The sequence below is a fragment of the Pseudomonas sp. I3-I5 genome, from assembly GCF_022699445.1.
GTDB classification, from domain to species: domain Bacteria; phylum Pseudomonadota; class Gammaproteobacteria; order Pseudomonadales; family Pseudomonadaceae; genus Aquipseudomonas; species Aquipseudomonas fulva.
The window spans coordinates 221162-238823 of sequence record NZ_CP093940.1 but is presented as its reverse complement, the minus strand read 5'-3'; the positions used below and the strand labels follow the sequence as shown (position 1 = coordinate 238823).

Here is a 17662-nt window from a genome sequence, read left to right as displayed (position 1 = left end):
CTCAATGGGGCTCGGCAGGTGCCGGCAGGGTGAATCCGGAGACCGAGCGGCGCATCTCGCTGGCCATGCGCGCCAGGTGACGAATGCTGTCGGCGGTGGCGCTGGAACCTGCGGACGTCTGGGCGGTGATCTGCTGGATGACGGCCATGGTGTGTGAGATCTGGCCCGCCGAGGACGTCTGCAATTGGGCCGCATCGGAAATGCTGTGGATAAGGTCGGCAAGGTTCTGCGAAACCCCTTCGATCTCAGCCAGCGCCACGCCGGCGTCCTGCGCCAGCCTGGCGCCGCGCACGACTTCGGCCGTGGTCTGTTCCATGGAAATGACCGCTTCGTTGGTGTCGGCCTGAATGGTCCGCACCAGGGCTTCGATCTGCCGCGTGGCAGAGGACGAGCGCTCGGCCAGGCGCTGGACCTCGTCCGCGACCACGGCGAACCCCCGCCCTGCCTCACCGGCCAGCGAGGCCTGGATCGCGGCGTTCAAGGCCAGGATATTGGTCTGGTCGGCAATGTCGTCGATCAGGCTCACGATATCGCCGATCTCCTGGGACGATTCGCCCAGGCGCTTGATGCGCTTGGCGGTGTCCTGGATCTGCTCGCGAATGTTGTTCATGCCGTCGATGGTGTTGTGCACCACCTCATTGCCTTTGTTGGCAATGGCCACGGACCGCTCGGCGACCTTGGCCGACTCGTAGGCATGGGCCGAAACACGGTCGATCGACTCGACCATGTCCCCGACTGCCTCGGAGGCCTCGCTGATCTGCTCGGCCTGTTGCTCGGATGCCTTGGCCAACTGGCGGGCCGTGTTCTGCGTATCCTGCACCGCCGAGGCGACCTGCACCGCGCTGTGGTTGATGGTGGCGACCAGGTCTCGTAATTGGTCGACGGAATAGTTGATGGAGTCGGCAATGGCGCCGGTGAAGTCTTCGGTCACCGACACGGTCACCGTCAGGTCGCCATCTGCCAACTCTTCGATTTCATCGAGCAGGCGCATGATCGCCTGCTGGTTGCGTTCGTTCTTTTCGGCGGTCTCACGCAACTGACGGTTGGTGGTACGCACCATGACCAGGCCGATGAGGATGATCGAGGCCAGCGCCAACAAGCCCAGTGCATACCCCCCAACGGTATCGAGCGTGCGCCCGCTGGCCAGGTTTTCGAACCCGTTGGCCAGGTGCGAGGCTTCCTCGAGCAAGGTCTGCGACAGGCTGAAGATGCTGCCGGCCGCCTCCCGCACCCGGAACAGCTCCGGCGAGGTTTCGAGAATTTCATCGACCGAGCCGGCCACGAACTGGAACAGCTCGGCGATTTCCGCCAGCCGCGCCCTGGCATCGGCGTCCTCGACACGGGTGACGCCAATGCCAGCGTCGCCCTTGAGCATGCCCTCGAGCACCTGGCCGAAGCGGCCGGCATCACGACCGAAGGCATCGGCGGCCTGCGCCGCCGCCGCATCGCCGGCCAGTACGGTATTGACCGACCCCAGGATACGTTCGGCCAACAGCAGTTGGCGCTGAGCCACGGCGACCTGGCTGGCCGGGGCGCCACTTTGCAGCAGAATTTCGACCACTTTTTCGTATTCGACCTGCAACTGCGGGACGGTTTCGGCCAGGGTTGCCGCCACCTGGTGCAAGGACAGCACGGTCTGTTCGCTGGCCAGGATGGTGTCGGTGCTCTTGCGCAGGCTCTCCCAGTCATCGCGCACCGCTTCCATTTCTTCGCGCACCGAGGGTGGCGCTGCGGGCAGGCCAGTGGCCTTGTCGCCTTCGCGCAGGTAGCCCCAGCGACGCTCGAAGTCGTTGCGCGCATCGGACAGCAGCCTGAAGGCCACACCCTTGCCGGCAGCCGCTTCAGTGGCGTTCTTGGCAATGCGCTGCGACAACACGCGCAGCTCGCCGGCATGGCCGATGTACTGCTTGTCGTAGTTGGACTGGGTGTTGAGGTAGGCGAAATTGGCGAACAGCAGAATGATCGAGAGGATCAGGATCAGGAACAGCACGGTGATCTGCGCAATGCTGCGGGTGCGGGGGCTCACGGTGGTGGCGGTGACGGGGGGAGCAGGCTGGTTCACGTTTGCAAGGTCCTATAACGCCACATCGAGAAAGCCCGGTGCCTGGGCCAGGGCAAAGGGGCTGAAGATCGCCCAGTAGTCGTGGTCGCGTTCGAAGCGCCCCTGAACGAAGGGCCCGGCAGCATCGGTCACTGGCAGCGCAGGTTGCAGGCTGTCGATAGCAAAGTGCTGCAGGCCCACCACTTCGTCCACCAGCAGGCCAACGAAAAGCGCCTCGTGATCGAGCACCAGGACGCGGCGCTGCTTGCCTGGCACGGCACTGCCCAGGCCGAGGAAACGGCCCAGGTCCATCACGGGCAGTAGCCGGCCACGCAGATTGGCCACCCCGCATACCCAGGGTTGTACACCGGGTACTCGGCTACTGCGGGGCTCACGCAGCACTTCGGCCACCTCGCCCATGGGGGCGACGAACCATTGCCCGGCTACACGAAAACCGATGCCGCTCCACTGCTGCAACCTGTCACCCGAAGCTGGCTGGTCGGCCACCAGCAGCCGGCAGCGGCGATCGATATCCAGCAACAGTTCGAAGGCGGTCAGCGACGCCCCCTGCGGGCGTGTGGTCAAGCCCCCAGCACCTCTTGGAGCTTGCGCACCAGCGCATCTTCTTCCACGGGCTTGGTCAGGAAGTCACGTGCGCCCTGGCGCGTCGCCCAGATGCGGTCGGTCTCCTGGTCCTTGGTGGTCACCACAATGACCGGAATGGCCTTGGTCTCCGGGTCCTTGCTGAGCTGGCGAGTGGCCTGGAAGCCGTTCATGCCTGGCATCACGATGTCCATGAGCACTGCATCCGGCTTCTCTTGCCGGGCAAGGGCTACGCCATCGGCGCCGTTATTGGCCTTGAGTACCTCGTGCCCGTGCTTTTCCAGCCAGTGGGTCAACTTATACATTTCAGTCGGCGAATCGTCGACAATCAGAACGCGGGCCATACTGGTTCCCCATCAGGATTCGTAAGACCGTGCCAGAGCAGGGCACGGTCAGGGTGCTGTTTGTTGGGCTGTGGCAAACCCAGGCACATGGGCCTGTATTGCCTCGATCAGTTCTTCCTTGGTAAACGGCTTAGTCAGAAACTGATCAGAACCGACCACACGCCCGCGGGCCTTGTCGAACAAACCGTCGCGCGACGACAACAGAATCACCGGGACGTCCTTGAAGGTGCTGTTCTGCTTGATCACCGCGCACGTCTGGTAGCCGTCCAGACGCGGCATCAAGACATCGACGAAGATCACGGCCGGGTTGTGATCGACGATCTTGGCCAGGGCATCGAAGCCATCGCTGGCAGTGATGACCTCGCAGCCCACCTCACTGAGCAGCATCTGCGCCGTGCGGCGAATGGTGCGTGAATCGTCGATCACCATCACTTTCAGGGGTTGTTCCATAGACGCCTACCCGGGGGAATTGAGCTGCATGGTGCAAGCGGCACGCGACAGGAAAGCCCCATGGGCCCATGGCCGCTTTTCGCTTGAAGCGTGTAGCCAAAGGCTTGAAGCTGCATTTTTAGCACAGTCCGGGTAGCCATTCCATCTGCCGCGCCCCTTGACCGGCGGCGTTGGCGGCGCCACCCTGAGCCACTTTTCTTTCGATCCATCGCGGCCACGCCGCCAAGAGGAACCACCCCATGAGCGTTCGCCTCGGCATTGTCATGGACCCTATTGCGTCCATCTCCTACAAGAAGGACAGTTCGCTGGCCATGCTGCTGGCTGCCCAGGCACGCGGCTGGAGCCTGTTCTACATGGAGCAGCGCGACCTGTATCAAGGCGAAGGCAAGGCCCGTGCGCGCATGCGCCCATTGACGGTGTTCGCAGACCCGGCCCGCTGGTTCGAGCTGGGCGAGGAGCAGGACAGCGCCCTGGCCGAACTGGACGTGATCCTGATGCGCAAGGACCCGCCTTTCGACCTGGAATTCGTCTACAGCACCTACCTGCTCGAACAGGCCGAAAGCGAAGGCGTGCTGGTGGTCAACCGCCCCCAGAGCCTGCGTGACTGCAACGAAAAGCTGTTCGCCACGCTGTTCCCGCAGTGCACCCCGCCTACCCTGGTCAGCCGCCGCCCGGACATCATCCGCGCATTCGCCGCCGAGCATGGCGATGTGATCCTCAAGCCCCTGGATGGCATGGGCGGCACGTCGATCTTCCGTCACCGGGCGGGCGACCCAAACCTGTCGGTGATCCTCGAAACCCTGACCTTGCTGGGCACTCAACAGATCATGGCCCAGGCCTACCTGCCGGCGATCAAGGACGGTGACAAACGCATCCTGATGATCGACGGCGAGCCGATCGACTACTGCCTGGCCCGTATTCCGGCCAGCGGCGAAACCCGTGGCAACCTGGCAGCCGGTGGTCGCGGCGAGGCACGCCCCTTGAGCGAGCGCGACCGCTGGATCGCGGCCCAGGTGGGCCCGACACTGCGCGAGAAAGGCCTGCTGTTCGTCGGCCTGGACGTGATTGGCGACTACCTCACCGAAATCAACGTGACCAGCCCCACCTGCATCCGCGAAATCGACGCCGCCTACGGCACCGACATCGGCGGCCAGCTGATGGATGCCATTGATCGCCAGCTCAAGGCGCGTTGACCACGGACATTCGGTAACGGGCTGGCGTGGGGTATCATGCTCACCCGCAAGCGACAGGCTGCAAGCCCGGCACGGCCGCCCCGTGCTTCTGCTGACTGTCGCGTGCCGTTTGTAGCTCGACGATGCCCCTGGATACCTGATGACGCTGCCCGCTGACATCCCCGCCGACCTGTTGCCGCCCCGCGTTCGCCCGGTGGACAGGCTGGGCTTCACGCTGTTTCTGGCGGCGCTGGTGCACCTGGCGTTGATCCTCGGAGTGGGCTTTACCGTGGTCAAGCCGGCGCAGATCAGCCGCACCATGGACATCACCCTGGCCACGTTCAAGAGCGAAAAGCCGCCGGAAAAGGCTGATTTCCAGGCGCAGGACAACCAGCAAGGCAGCGGCACCCTGGACAAGAAGGCCGTGCCCAAGACCACCGAGCTTGCGCCTTTCCAGGACACCAAGATCAACAAGATCACGCCGCCTCCTGCCGCCAGGCCCGAGGTACCGCCGCCTCCACAGAAGTCGGCGGTCGCGACCAAAGCCCCCAAGGCGCAGAAGGTCGAGCCCAAGCCCCGGGAAAGCAAGCCCCAGCCCAAGCCGAGCACGCCCGTGCGCGAGTTCGACAGCTCGCAGCTGTCCAGCCAGATCGCCAGCCTTGAAGCCGAGCTTGCCAACGAGCAGCAGCAATATGCCAAGCGCCCGCGTATCCATCGCCTGAATGCGGCCTCGACCATGCGCGACAAGGGCGCCTGGTACAAGGAGGAGTGGCGCAAGAAAGTCGAACGCGTGGGCAACCTGAACTACCCTGACGAGGCACGCCGGCAGCAGATCTACGGCAACCTGCGCATGATGGTCTCGATCAACCGCGACGGGTCACTCTACGAAGTGCTGGTGCTCGAATCCTCCGGTCAGCCCGTGCTGGACCAGGCGGCCCAGCGCATTGTGCGCCTGGCTGCACCGTTCGCACCGTTCACCGGTGACCTGGCCGAGTACGACCGCTTGGAAATCATCCGCACCTGGCGCTTCGCCAGAGGCGATCGGTTGTCCAGCAACTGAGCCGGCACGCTTGCAGCTGTGGCCGGGTGGCGCCACACTATCCCCCATGAAGAACCTCACGCCGAGCTACCTCAAGCACCAGTTCCTGATCGCCATGCCGCACATGGCCGACCCGAACTTCGCCCAGACCCTCACGTACATCGTCGAGCACAATGCTCATGGCGCGATGGGGCTTGTGGTGAACAAGCCGCAGGAACTGAACCTGGCCGACATCCTCGAGCAGTTGCGCCCGGACGAAACCCCGCCGACCAGCACGCTGCAGGTGCCCATCTACCAAGGTGGCCCGGTGCAGACCGACCGCGGCTTCGTGCTGCACACCAGCGAGTGCAGCTACCAGGCCACGGTGGAACTCCAGGGCCTCTCGCTCTCCACGTCCCAGGACGTGCTGTTCGCCATCGCTGAAGGCGTGGGCCCGGAAAAGAGCCTGATCACCTTGGGTTACGCCGGCTGGGAAGCGGGCCAGCTGGAGGCCGAACTGGCCGATAACGCCTGGCTCAACTGTGCGTTCGACCCGGATATCCTGTTTGCCATGACCAGCGAGCTGCGCCTGGAAGCGGCGGCCGCGAGCCTTGGCATCAACCTTCACCTGCTGACCAGCCAAGCGGGCCACGCCTGATGGCCGACGCACTTGCCGCACCCCGGCTGCTGCTGGGCTTCGACTATGGCACCAAGCAGATTGGCGTTGCTGTCGGCCAGGCGGTCACCGGCCAGGCCCGTGAGCTGTGTACGCTGCGCGCCCAGAATGGCGTGCCGGACTGGGCCCAGGTCGAGCGCCTGATCGCCGAATGGAAACCTGACGCCATCGTCGTCGGCCTGCCGCTGAACATGGACGGCACCCCCAGCGACATGAGCGCCCGCGCCGAAAAATTCGCCCGCCGCCTCAATGGGCGCTTCAACCTGCCGGTGCATACCCATGACGAACGCCTGACCACGTTCGAGGCCAAGGGCGAGCGCATGGCCCGTGGCGGCCAGCGCGGCACGTACCGGGACAACCCGGTCGACGCCATCGCCGCCGCCCTGCTGCTGCAAGGCTGGCTGGAGGCCAATACCTGATCATCTTCGCGGCCGGATGCCTCCGGCGCACCCTTCCGAGGAACCTGCAATGAGCCTACCTGATCCTGCCGCGCTGATCCGGCAGATGGCTGTCGACCTTCGCGCCCATCTGGCCCGCCGCGCCATCGCCGAGCCACGCTACATCGGCATTCGCACCGGCGGTGTGTGGGTGGCCCAGGCGTTGCAACAGGCCATGGACGACACCAGCCCCATGGGTACGCTTGACGTGTCGTTCTATCGAGACGACTTCAGCCAGAATGGCCTGCACCCGCAGGTGCGCCCCTCGGAGCTGCCGTTCGAAATCGAAGGCCAGCACCTGGTGCTGGTAGACGACGTGCTGATGAGCGGTCGAACCATTCGTGCCGCCCTCAACGAACTGTTCGACTATGGCCGCCCGGCCAGCGTCACCCTGGTCTGCCTGCTGGACCTGGATGCAGGCGAGCTGCCCATCCGCCCGAATGTGCTCGGCGCCACCTTGTCATTGGCGGCCCATGAACGGGTAAAATTGACCGGACCCACGCCGCTCGCCCTCGAGCGCCAGGACCTCGCCCCCGCTACCGCCCTTTAAGAGTCCCCCGCGATGACGCCAATCGACGCCAAGCGCCCGCTGCAGCTCAATGATCAGGGCCAGCTGCGCCATTTCCTTTCGCTTGACGGTTTGCCCCGCGAACTGCTGACCGAAATTCTCGACACTGCCGATTCCTTCCTGGAAGTCGGCGCCCGCGCCGTGAAGAAAGTGCCGCTGCTGCGTGGCAAGACGGTGTGCAACGTCTTCTTCGAGAACTCGACCCGAACCCGGACCACGTTCGAGCTGGCCGCCCAGCGCCTGTCGGCCGACGTGATCAGCCTGAACGTGTCGACCTCCTCGACCAGCAAGGGCGAGACGCTGTTCGATACCTTGCGCAACCTTGAAGCCATGGCGGCCGACATGTTCGTGGTGCGCCACTCGGATTCGGGCGCGGCGCACTTCATTGCCGAGCACGTGTGCCCGGAGGTTGCCGTGATCAACGGCGGTGATGGCCGCCATGCGCACCCGACCCAGGGCATGCTCGACATGCTCACCATTCGCCGTCACAAGGGCGGCTTCGAGAACCTATCGGTTGCCATCGTCGGCGATATCCTTCATTCGCGCGTGGCGCGTTCGGACATGCTGGCGCTCAAGGCGCTGGGTTGCCCGGACATTCGCGTGATCGGCCCCAAAACCCTGATCCCCGTCGGCATCGAGCAGTATGGCGTGAAGGTGTACACCGACCTGGCAGAAGGCCTCAAGGATGTGGACGTGGTGATCATGCTACGCCTGCAACGTGAGCGCATGACCGGTGGCCTGCTGCCCAGCGAAGGCGAGTTCTACCGTCTGTTCGGCCTGACCACCGCCCGCCTGGCAGGCGCCAAGCCGGACGCCATCGTCATGCATCCCGGCCCGATCAACCGTGGGGTGGAAATCGAATCGGCCGTGGCCGATGGCAAGCATTCGGTGATCCTGAACCAGGTTACCTACGGGATCGCCGTGCGCATGGCCGTGTTGTCCATGGCCATGAGCGGGCAAAACGTACAACGTCAACTCGACCAGGAGATCGCCCAGTGAGCATCAGCATTCTTGGCGCCCGGGTCATCGACCCTCAAAGCGGCCTTGACCAGGTCACCGACCTGCACCTGGAGGGTGGCCGCATTGCCGCCATGGGCGCCGCGCCCGCTGGCTTTGCTGCTAGCCGCACCCTTCAGGCCGATGGCCTGGTCGTCGCCCCTGGCCTGGTGGACCTGGGCGTGTCGCTGCGCGAGCCCGGCTACAGCCGCAAAGGCACCATCGCCAGCGAGACCCGCGCGGCCGTGGCCGGTGGCGTGACCAGCCTGTGCTGCCCGCCGCAGACCCGCCCGGCCCTGGACACCTCGGCAGTGGCCGAGCTGATCCTGGACCGCGCCCGCGAGGCGGGCAACAGCAAGGTCTACCCGATTGGTGCGCTGACCAAGGGCCTGGAGGGGGAGCAGCTGGCCGAACTGGTAGGCCTGCGCGACACCGGCTGCGTCGCTTTTGGCAATGGCCTTAAGGAAATACCCAACAACCGCACTTTGGCCCGTGCGCTGGAATACGCCGCCACGTTCGACCTGACGGTGGTGTTCCACTCCCAGGACCGCGACCTGGCCCAGGGCGGCCTTGCCCACGAAGGGGCCATGGCCAGCTTCCTGGGTTTGCCCGGCATCCCTGAAACTGCCGAAACCGTGGCCTTGGCGCGCAACCTGCTGCTGGTGGAGCAGACAGGTGTTCGCGCTCACTTCACCCAGATCACCAGCGCCCGTGGCGCCCGGTTGATCGCCCAGGCGCAAAGCCTTGGCCTGCCGGTGACTGCCGATGTCGCGTTGTACCAGCTGATCCTGACCGACGAATCGCTGCGTGAATTTTCCAGCCTGTACCACGTGCAACCGCCACTGCGTAGCGCTGCCGACCGCGATGGCCTGCGCGAGGCGGTGAAAACCGGCGTGATCCAGGCGATCGCCAGCCATCACCAGCCTCATGAGCGCGATGCCAAGCTGGCCCCGTTCGGCGCCACGGAGCCGGGTATCAGCAGCGTGGAAGTGTTGCTGCCATTGGCCATGACGCTGGTACAGGATGGCTTGCTCGACCTGCCCACGTTGCTGGCGCGCCTGACCTGCGGTCCTGCTGAAGCGATGCGGCTGCCGGCTGGCCGGTTGCAGGTGGGGGCAGCGGCTGACCTGGTGGTATTCGATCCACAGGCCTCGACCGTGGCGGGTGAGCATTGGTACTCCCGTGGCGACAACTGCCCGTTCATCGGGCACTGCCTGCCGGGTGCTGTGCGCTATACGTTGGTCGATGGGCGCGTCTGTCACGAGGCGTGAGCGAGGTAGGCCGGTCAACGGGCTGCGGGGCGGTTTAGGGCTTCAGCTTCGCAGCTTGTATCGTTGGCACAGCCGTTATGGCTCACCGCTCCTGAGGGACAGAAGAAGTCCGACGCGCCCACATTGGAAATGAGCTGAACATTGACATCCGGAGATTGCGCTAGAAACCACGGGATTGGTTGATGACATCTTCCATGCAATGAGCGGGACACCGCGATACGAATAAGCCCTTGCGGGCTTTCGAGAAAGCTTTCCTTCAACCTAAATACAGTGGCCGAAGATTCCAGCAACTCTTTTCAGTGCGAATATATTTCGCGCACCCTCGGCATTAACCTTCAACCTACACGTACTGCGTTCCAGCAATCGAATCGAAAAGGCGTTCTCAAGCTTGGACACTTGCTTGCTGACTGCCGGTGCGGTCAAACTTAGACGGGCCGATGCATGAACAAAACTCCCCGTTTCTACAACAATTGCAAAAGCCGCCATGCAGGGCAACTTATCCACATGGCTTTTCGGTAGGTAGCCTCGATAGTCCATTATTAGGACCACTCCTGTCTACAGCCCAACAACGAAAACATAAGCCCTTGGCATTGCCCGCAAAAGTCCAAAAATCGCCGCCATCGTCTGCACCGTCGAAAAACTTCAACCATAAAGATGCAGAAGCACAGCCCCTAACAACACCAGACTGATCCCGCCAAGCTGAATGACCGACAGCCGCTCGCGGTAAAAGAAATACCCCAGAACTGCGGCAATACCGCCCGACAGGGTGCTGATCACGGTAACAACAGAAACCGAACCACTGAGTGCTCCCCAGGAAAAAGCGGAGAATCCCCCTAGGTTGAACAGGCTGGCGCCACATAGGGAGCCAAAGGTCTTGAACCTGATCGTTGCGAGGTGCCGCAGCAGCCTGAAAGCCTCAGGAATGAGCAAAATGACCCCCACTGCATAGCCCAGCGCCAGCATGTTCACCGGCCCCAGAGCCGGCAAGGCAAACTTGCCCTGGATCCAGAAGCTCATGCCGTAAAGCATGGCCGCCAGCAAAGCGAACCCTACTGAGGTCGTGCTGGTGGTCTTGCGTTCGAAATCACCTCCATGATCACTGCGACTGGCCAGTAAAACCCCAAAGAAGCAAACGAAAATACCACTCACCTGCCAGACTGACAGGGCATCACCGCTCAGCCACGCCAACAGTGTGGTAAAAACGCCATAGGAGGTGACCAAAGGTGCTACAACTGCAGTTTTGCCGATAGCAAAAGATTTCGACAGCGCGAGTGCTCCCACCACGGTACACAAAGAAGCAACTACCCCCATCCCTATCGCACGCCAGGGCGAAGAAATGAGCTTTTCCCACTGACTGGTTGAAATTACAACAATCATGCCCATTAATAAGAGCCCTAAAAACTGCCCGAAAAACACCGCCCGCTTTACCCCAACCGCTCGAGCGTTAACGCCAACCAAAAAATCTGTCGTCCCCCAACATACCGCCGCTAACAACCCCATTAATACGTCCAAAGCAGCCTTCCTTATTATGAGTGCTCCTAGGCTTCTCCAGACGATAATCGGACTTACGCCAAAAATCAAACACCTCTACGCGACGGCGCTTTATCCACAACGGCATTCCTGCCAGAACACTTACTCAAAAGCGAAATTAACGGATTAGTTAACACTGTCGAAGCAAAGGCCAGCATCAACAGAACACTGTAGGAACTTTCAGACAACACTCCCACCTGAAGTCCTACACTAAGTAATACTAATTCCACGAGCCCTTTCGTGTTCATCAACACCCCAACCTCAATGGAATAAACTGATTTCAATCCATATATTCTTGCACCGATATATGAGCCCAGCACCTTGCCCCCCGTACCCCCTAGTAGGAATCACAACAGCCACTGCCGAAGGGCTCGTTCAAAGTGCTCAGCGAAACCTGGATACCCGAGCAGGCAAAGAAGATCGGGGTAAGAAACAGATGAGCAAATCTGCCGATCCATCGACGTCATGCATGCTCCATCGAGAACAGGTCGTGAAACACTTACGCCGTCATGACCGCACCGATAGCCTGGTGGAAACCGAGCATCGCGGTAACCTGTGCTGATAACAGACAGTAAAAAAGCCAATTGCGACACGGGAGCGTTCACTCTGCGCAGTGTGGCTAGTCCGGTTTCTCAGCCATACCGCGGCCCCAACGATACGGGCTACGGAACCAAAATCCTGGGCTGCTGTGTACCCCATCTCAGCGTTTCTCAGAATTTGGGCAATACCCCGTTACTGATCCCGCACCCGCTCCCCCTCGAACCGTTCATCCCCCGCGGTTGAAATCCCGTCCTGCACCCCCATATGAGTTTGCAACAGGCATTTTCGCCCCGCTGCGTGGAGACTCTCCCTTGACCACCATCGTTTCAGTCCGCCGCAATGGCAAAGTCGTCATGGGCGGCGACGGCCAGGTATCCCTCGGCAACACCGTGATGAAAGGCAACGCCAAGAAAGTGCGTCGCCTGTACCACGGTCAGGTCATCGCGGGCTTTGCCGGCGCCACTGCCGATGCCTTCACCCTGTTCGAACGCTTCGAAGGCCAACTGGAGAAACACCAGGGCCACCTGATCCGCGCGGCCGTGGAACTGGCCAAGGAATGGCGTACCGACCGCTCCCTGAGCCGCCTCGAAGCCATGCTGGCGGTGGCCAACAAGGATGCCTCGCTGATCATCACCGGCAACGGTGACGTGGTCGAGCCCGAAGACGGCCTGATCGCCATGGGTTCCGGCGGCGCCTACGCCCAGGCCGCAGCCCGTGCACTGCTGAACAAGACCGACCTCTCGGCCCGCGAAATCGCCGAGACCGCGCTGAACATCGCCGGTGACATCTGCGTGTTCACCAACCACAACCTGACCATCGAGGAGCAGGACCTGGCCGAGTGATCAGCTGCTTTGGCGCCCCGTCTCGGTGACGGGGCTTTTCCACGCTGAATCATTCGTACGAGGACCCTATTGATCATGTCCATGACCCCCCGCGAGATCGTCCACGAGCTCAACCGTCACATCATCGGCCAGGACGACGCCAAGCGCGCCGTGGCCATCGCCCTGCGCAACCGCTGGCGCCGTATGCAGCTCCCTGCCGAGCTGCGCGCCGAAGTGACGCCCAAGAACATCCTGATGATCGGCCCCACCGGCGTGGGCAAGACCGAGATCGCCCGGCGCCTGGCCAAGCTGGCCAATGCCCCGTTCCTCAAGGTCGAAGCCACCAAGTTCACTGAAGTGGGCTATGTGGGCCGCGATGTGGAATCCATCATCCGCGACCTGGCCGACGCTGCTCTGAAGATGCTGCGTGAGCAGGAAATCATCCGTGTGCGCCACCGCGCCGAGGATGCCGCCGAAGAGCGCATCCTCGACGCCCTGCTGCCACCGGCACGGGCCAGCAGCTTCAGCGAGGAAGCCGCCCAGACCAGTTCCGATTCCAATACCCGCCAGCTGTTCCGCAAGCGCCTGCGTGAAGGCCAGCTGGACGACAAGGAAATCGAAATCGAGGTGGCCGATGCCGTGGGCGTCGAAATCGCCGCCCCCCCTGGCATGGAAGAAATGACCAACCAGTTGCAGAGCCTGTTCGCCAATATGGGCAAGGGCAAACGCAAGTCGCGCAAGCTGAAGGTTCGCGAAGCGCTGAAAATGGTGCGCGACGAAGAAGCCGGTCGCCTGGTCAATGAAGAAGAGCTCAAGGCCAAGGCGCTGGAAGCGGTCGAACAGCACGGCATCGTGTTCATCGATGAGATCGACAAGGTCGCCAAGCGCGGCAATGTCGGCGGCGCCGATGTCTCCCGTGAGGGTGTACAGCGCGACCTGCTGCCGCTGATTGAAGGCTGCACGGTCAACACCAAGCTGGGCATGGTCAAGACCGACCACATCCTGTTCATCGCCTCGGGCGCGTTCCACTTGAGCAAGCCGAGCGACCTGGTGCCTGAGCTGCAAGGTCGTCTGCCGATCCGCGTGGAACTCAAGGCCCTGACCCCGGAAGATTTCCAGCGCATCCTGCGCGAGCCGCATGCCTCGCTAACCGAACAGTACCAGGCACTGCTCAAGACCGAAGGGCTGAACATCGAGTTCGTCGAGGATGGCATCAAGCGTTTGGCCGAAATCGCCTACCAGGTCAACGAGAAAACCGAGAACATCGGTGCCCGTCGCCTGCACACCTTGCTTGAGCGCCTGCTCGAAGAGGTGTCGTTCAGCGCCGGCGACCTGGCCAGTGCCCATGACGAAGCGCCGATCCAGATCGACGCAGCCTATGTGAACAGCCACCTGGGCGAGCTGGCCCAGAACGAAGACCTGTCCCGCTACATCCTGTAACGGGCCCGCGCCAGGCTGCAAGCGCCCCGTGCGACGCTTGCAGCCTGGCAAAACAGGTTTTTTGCTCAAGAAGCTGGCGAGCATTTCGTGCAGCGGGTAGCGTGCGGTGTGTAACTCAAACAGAGATCACGCCCATGGCTCGCATGCCTACCGCCATCAACCTGCACAAAGCCTCCAAGACCCTGCGCCTCACCTATGGGCCCGATGAGGTCTACCACCTGCCCGCCGAATTCCTGCGCGTGCACTCCCCCTCGGCCGAAGTCCAGGGGCACGGCAACCCCATCCTGCAGTTTGGCAAGGTCAACGTCGGCCTCGTCGGGCTGGAACCGGCTGGGCAATACGCCCTGAAACTCACCTTCGACGATGGCCATGACAGTGGTCTGTTCACCTGGGAATACCTGGAACAGTTGTGTCTGCGTCAGGACGTCTTGTGGGCCGAATACCTTGAGGCACTGCACAAGGCCGGCAAGACGCGAGACCCTTCGGAATCCGTGGTCAAGCTGATGCTTTAACTGTTCTCCTGGCAAACGCCTTCGCCCGCCATGCCGACCCAACTGACAGTGATAAGGAACATACGACAGCGCCAGGTTGCTTCGCGCCTGAAACTCGGGTAACCAGTAGAGGTGGCCATTTACCAGCATGGCGCGGCAGGCGCCTGATCGCCCGTAGCAGTGCAGGACGTGGTCACGGATTACCCGAGTAGCGGTATCGGGGACACGTCGGTGCACCCCTCGGCAGCCGGTACTCGTCTCAGACAACGGAGCGTCGCGGATGAGTAACAAAAACAATGAAGATCAGCAGCAGGCCCCGCAACGCGCCGCGGGCCTGAACCCGATGGTCGGCGTTCAACGCAAGGACCTGTTGGGCACGGCCCAGACCGTGCTGCGCCAGGCCGTACGCCAGCCCTTGCACAGTGCCAAGCACGCGCTTGCCTTCGGGCTCGAACTGAAGAATGTGGTGCTGGGCAAATCGAGCCTCGCCCCTGCCAGCGATGACCGCCGCTTCAGCGACCCGACCTGGTCACAGAACCCGCTTTACCGACGCTACCTGCAAGGCTACCTGGCATGGCGTAACGAACTCCAGGCGTGGATCAGCAGCAGTGACCTGCCCCCTGAGGACATCAGCCGTGGGCAGTTCGTCATCCAGCTCATGACCGAAGCATTGGCGCCTACCAACAACCTGTCCAATCCTGCCGCACTCAAGCGTTTCTTCGAGACCGGCGGCAAAAGCGTGCTTGATGGCCTGTCGAACCTGGCCAGGGATGTGGTCCACAACGGCGGCATGCCCCGCCAGGTGAACATGGATGCTTTCGAGGTGGGCAAGGACCTGGGCAGCAGTCGCGGCGCGGTCGTGTACCGTAACGAGGTGCTGGAATTGATCCAGTACAGCCCCCTCACCGAGCAGGTGCATGAACGGCCATTACTGGTGGTGCCCCCACAGATCAACAAGTTCTACATCTTTGATCTGTGCCCGCAAAAAAGCCTGATGCGCTTCTGCCTGGACGCCCGCCAACAGACCTTCATGGTCAGCTGGCGCAACCCGACCAGGGCGCAGCGCGATTGGGACTTGTCCACCTATGTGCGAGCACTGGGCGAGGCAGTGGACGCCGTGCTGAGCATCACCGGCAGTGCGACCCTGAACATGCTCGGTGCATGCTCAGGGGGCATCACCTGCACCGCGCTGCTGGGCCACCTTGCGGCGCGCCATGAAACCAAGGTCAATGCCTTGACCTTGCTGGTCAGCGTGCTGGACGCCACGCTCGACAACGCGCTGGCGTTGTTCGTCGACGACCAGGCGCTGGATGCGGCCAAGCGTCAATCCCAGCAGGCGGGGGTGCTCGAGGGCAGCGATCTGGCCCGGCTGTTTGCCTGGATGCGTCCCAACGACCTGATCTGGAACTACTGGGTCAACAATTACCTGCTCGGCAACGAGCCGCCAGCGTTCGACATCCTGTACTGGAACAACGACACCACGCGCTTGCCCGCCGCATTCCATGCCGACCTGATCGAGATGTACAGGGGCAATCCGCTCACCCGTCCCGGTGGCATCACCGTTTGCGGTACCGCCATCGACCTCAAGCAGGTCAAGTGCGATCTCTTCAGCGTGGCGGGCAATGCCGACCATATTACGCCCTGGCAGGCTTGCTACCGCTCGGCGCGACTGTTCGGCGGCAAGGTCGAGTTCGTGCTCTCCAACAGCGGGCACATCCAGAGCATCATCAACCCGCCAGGCAACCCGAAGGCGCGCTTTCAGGCCGGCGGTGGCCAGCATGACGATCCGCTGGCGTGGCAAGAGGACGCCGTCAGGCATGTCGATTCATGGTGGCTGCACTGGCAGGGCTGGCTGGTCGAGCGGGCCGGGGCATTGATCGAGGCGCCGGGCCACCTGGGGTGCCCCAGTCATCCTGCAGCCGAGTCTGCGCCAGGCCGCTACGTGCACCAGCGTTGAACCCCTGCGCCGTGGCCACCTGCGCGGTGCCAAGGCGTTTACCTGCTCCAGGAGCCATGCGCATGCCGTCACCCTACGTGTTCAAAACGGTCGAGCTCGATGGCCTGTCCATCCGTACCGTCGTGCGGCCAGGTCAGTCGACCCTGGCGCCCTTGCTGATCTTCAACGGCATCGGGGCCAACTTCGAGCTGATATTTCCGTTCATCGAGGCACTGGACCCCGACCTGCAGGTCATCGCCTTCGATGCCCCGGGTGTGGGCGGTTCATCCACGCCGCAGCGGCCCTATCGGTTTTCAGGGCTTGCCCGGCTCGCCGCTCGGCTGCTCGACGCGCTAAATTACGGCCAGGTCAACGTCATCGGTGTGTCGTGGGGAGGTGGGCTGGCTCAGCAATTCGCCCATGACTACCCGCAGCGCTGCCGAAAACTCATCCTGGCCGCCACGGCGGCAGGGGCGGTGATGGTGCCTGGCAAGCCCAAGGTGCTGTGGAGCATGGCCAGCCCCCGCCGGTACGTAGACCCGGCGCATGTCATGCGCATCGCGCCGCTGGTGTATGGCGGCGGGTTTCGCCGGGATCCGCACCTGGCGCTAAAGCACGCGGCCACGGCACGCTCGGCTGGCAAGCTGGGTTATTACTGGCAACTGTTCGCAGCAGTTGGCTGGACCAGCATCCACTGGCTGCACAAGCTCCGCCAGCCCACCCTGGTGCTGGCCGGGGATGACGATCCGTTGATTCCGCTGGTGAACATGCGTCTGCTGGCCTGGCGTATTCCCAACGCGCAGTTGCACATCATCGATGATGGTCATCTGTTTCTGATCACCCGGCCGCACGCCATCGCGCCGGTCATCATGAAATTTCTTGCCGAGCCCACCTGAAACGCCCCGTTCGCCATCACCCGGCGAACCGGGCCGAATGGCCGGTGTCCAGATTCAGGCAAGCGCCTTGTCCAGCGCCCGTTCGATTTCGCCCTTGATGGTGCCGCTCATCATCGACATCATCATGCCGAGCTTGAGATCGACACGGATGCTGTCCTGGCCGATGTGGACGCTGCCGTTCGCACCGCTGCGTGCCACATCGACGCGGTCGCCATCCCATGAGGCCTTGAGGTCATACTCGCGGCTAAGGCGATCCACCAGCGCCTGGGCCTTGGCACGGGCGGCGTCGCGCCCAAGGATGTGTTTGCGTTCGACGCTGATCTGGGTCATGCGGGTGTTCCTGAACATGTAGACATAATCGACATTATGCCCGCCCCCGCCTGGCGGTACACCCCGCCAAGACAAATCCGCTCGTTCGCCCTAGAATGGCGT

General features: G+C 62.6%; 18 protein-coding genes. 12 read left to right on the top strand and 6 right to left on the bottom strand.

The window, feature by feature from the left end:
* Position 1: 1 nt before the first annotated feature.
* Genes MOP87_RS01025 through MOP87_RS01010 form a run of 4 tightly spaced genes read right to left on the bottom strand, consistent with a single transcriptional unit; the run spans position 2 to position 3438 of the window.
* Positions 2-2026 (bottom strand): methyl-accepting chemotaxis protein, encoded by a 2025-nt coding sequence (locus MOP87_RS01025; protein ID WP_225806697.1) that lies wholly within the window; start codon positions 2024-2026, stop codon positions 2-4.
* 48 nt (positions 2027-2074) lie between these two features.
* Positions 2075-2626: a chemotaxis protein CheW gene (locus MOP87_RS01020; RefSeq protein ID WP_027914034.1), complete on the bottom strand. Its 552-nt coding sequence runs from the start codon at positions 2624-2626 to the stop codon at positions 2075-2077.
* Positions 2623-2988 carry a twitching motility response regulator PilH gene (pilH, locus tag MOP87_RS01015; RefSeq protein ID WP_110606966.1) on the bottom strand — a complete coding sequence of 122 codons (366 nt, stop codon included), beginning with the start codon at positions 2986-2988 and terminating at the stop codon, positions 2623-2625. The genes MOP87_RS01020 and pilH overlap by 4 nt, the downstream gene beginning before the upstream one ends.
* A gap of 48 nt (positions 2989-3036) precedes the next feature.
* A complete protein-coding gene (locus MOP87_RS01010; RefSeq protein WP_027914036.1) occupies positions 3037-3438 on the bottom strand; it encodes a response regulator in 402 nt (133 codons plus the stop codon).
* Positions 3439-3677: 239 nt separating this feature from the next.
* Here MOP87_RS01010 and gshB point away from each other — a divergent pair, with 239 nt between their 5' ends.
* The 7 genes from gshB to MOP87_RS00975 all read left to right on the top strand — a co-directional run bounded on the left by gshB (position 3678) and on the right by MOP87_RS00975 (position 9576).
* Entirely contained in the window at positions 3678-4631 is a 954-nt protein-coding gene (gene gshB / locus MOP87_RS01005; protein ID WP_027914037.1) for a glutathione synthase, read from the top strand.
* Between the two features lie 139 nt (positions 4632-4770).
* Complete coding sequence (locus MOP87_RS01000) at positions 4771-5670, top strand: energy transducer TonB (protein ID WP_027914038.1); 900 nt, start codon at positions 4771-4773, stop codon at positions 5668-5670.
* Positions 5671-5716: 46 nt separating this feature from the next.
* Positions 5717-6286 carry a YqgE/AlgH family protein gene (locus MOP87_RS00995; RefSeq protein WP_242810019.1) on the top strand — a complete coding sequence of 190 codons (570 nt, stop codon included), beginning with the start codon at positions 5717-5719 and terminating at the stop codon, positions 6284-6286.
* Positions 6286-6723: a Holliday junction resolvase RuvX gene (gene ruvX / locus MOP87_RS00990; protein WP_023533019.1), complete on the top strand. Its 438-nt coding sequence runs from the start codon at positions 6286-6288 to the stop codon at positions 6721-6723. The genes MOP87_RS00995 and ruvX overlap by 1 nt, the downstream gene beginning before the upstream one ends.
* Before the next feature lie 49 nt (positions 6724-6772).
* A complete protein-coding gene (gene pyrR / locus MOP87_RS00985; protein WP_023533003.1) occupies positions 6773-7291 on the top strand; it encodes a bifunctional pyr operon transcriptional regulator/uracil phosphoribosyltransferase PyrR in 519 nt (172 codons plus the stop codon).
* 12 nt (positions 7292-7303) lie between these two features.
* The gene (locus MOP87_RS00980) at positions 7304-8308 is read left to right on the top strand and encodes an aspartate carbamoyltransferase catalytic subunit (protein ID WP_027914040.1); all 1005 of its coding nucleotides are present in this window, start codon (positions 7304-7306) and stop codon (positions 8306-8308) included.
* Positions 8305-9576, top strand: a complete 1272-nt coding sequence (locus tag MOP87_RS00975; RefSeq protein WP_145279384.1) for a dihydroorotase — start codon at positions 8305-8307, stop codon at positions 9574-9576. The genes MOP87_RS00980 and MOP87_RS00975 overlap by 4 nt, the downstream gene beginning before the upstream one ends.
* 642 nt (positions 9577-10218) lie before the next feature.
* Here MOP87_RS00975 and MOP87_RS00970 read toward each other — a convergent pair.
* Positions 10219-11088 (bottom strand): DMT family transporter, encoded by an 870-nt coding sequence (locus tag MOP87_RS00970; RefSeq protein ID WP_242810018.1) that lies wholly within the window; start codon positions 11086-11088, stop codon positions 10219-10221.
* Between the two features lie 869 nt (positions 11089-11957).
* Between MOP87_RS00970 and hslV the strand changes: the two genes are divergently transcribed.
* The 5 genes from hslV to phaZ all read left to right on the top strand — a co-directional run bounded on the left by hslV (position 11958) and on the right by phaZ (position 17230).
* Positions 11958-12488: an ATP-dependent protease subunit HslV gene (hslV, locus tag MOP87_RS00965; RefSeq protein ID WP_023533032.1), complete on the top strand. Its 531-nt coding sequence runs from the start codon at positions 11958-11960 to the stop codon at positions 12486-12488.
* 75 nt (positions 12489-12563) lie between these two features.
* Positions 12564-13907, top strand: a complete 1344-nt coding sequence (hslU, locus tag MOP87_RS00960) for an ATP-dependent protease ATPase subunit HslU (protein WP_023533050.1) — start codon at positions 12564-12566, stop codon at positions 13905-13907.
* Between the two features lie 134 nt (positions 13908-14041).
* Complete coding sequence (locus MOP87_RS00955; protein WP_023532890.1) at positions 14042-14419, top strand: DUF971 domain-containing protein; 378 nt, start codon at positions 14042-14044, stop codon at positions 14417-14419.
* A 259-nt stretch (positions 14420-14678) separates the two neighbouring features.
* Positions 14679-16355: a class II poly(R)-hydroxyalkanoic acid synthase gene (phaC, locus tag MOP87_RS00950; protein WP_027914042.1), complete on the top strand. Its 1677-nt coding sequence runs from the start codon at positions 14679-14681 to the stop codon at positions 16353-16355.
* Positions 16356-16417: 62 nt separating this feature from the next.
* Positions 16418-17230 (top strand): poly(3-hydroxyalkanoate) depolymerase, encoded by an 813-nt coding sequence (gene phaZ / locus MOP87_RS00945; RefSeq protein WP_042139516.1) that lies wholly within the window; start codon positions 16418-16420, stop codon positions 17228-17230.
* 54 nt (positions 17231-17284) lie between these two features.
* Here phaZ and MOP87_RS00940 read toward each other — a convergent pair whose 3' ends face one another.
* On the bottom strand, positions 17285-17560 hold the full coding sequence (locus MOP87_RS00940) for a polyhydroxyalkanoic acid system family protein (RefSeq protein WP_242810017.1): 276 nt from the start codon (positions 17558-17560) through the stop codon (positions 17285-17287).
* Between the last annotated feature and the right edge of the window lie 102 nt (positions 17561-17662).